Origin of the sequence: Anaerovorax odorimutans (genome assembly GCF_024459955.1) — a bacterium.
GTDB lineage: Bacteria > Bacillota > Clostridia > Peptostreptococcales > Anaerovoracaceae > Hominibacterium > Hominibacterium odorimutans_A.
The window spans coordinates 1-236 of the sequence record NZ_JANFXK010000206.1 but is presented as its reverse complement, the minus strand read 5'-3'; the positions used below and the strand labels follow the sequence as shown (position 1 = coordinate 236).

The window sequence follows — 236 nt, the reverse complement described above, 5'->3', positions numbered from 1 at the left end:
ATGTGCCTTTGATGAACTGACGAACAGACTTTCATTCAGCTGATCGAATTCTTCTTCCGAAATCCGTTCATGGTTAAATACTTTCACGACCCGCTGTCCCGTCATACGCTCTTCCACAAATCCCGTGATACTTGCCAGATCAAGCTGCTGCCGTACAAAGTATTTTCCGCTGTTTCCTCCGACCATTCTCGCAACAGCCGTCATCACCCCGATCATCACAACGGCGAGAACTGTCA

Annotated in this window: 1 protein-coding gene; it reads right to left on the bottom strand. The window is 48.3% G+C overall.

What is annotated here, in order from left to right:
* Nucleotides 1–236: ABC transporter transmembrane domain-containing protein (locus NE619_RS18490; RefSeq protein ID WP_256133923.1), on the bottom strand; the 236-nt coding region annotated here is incomplete at both ends.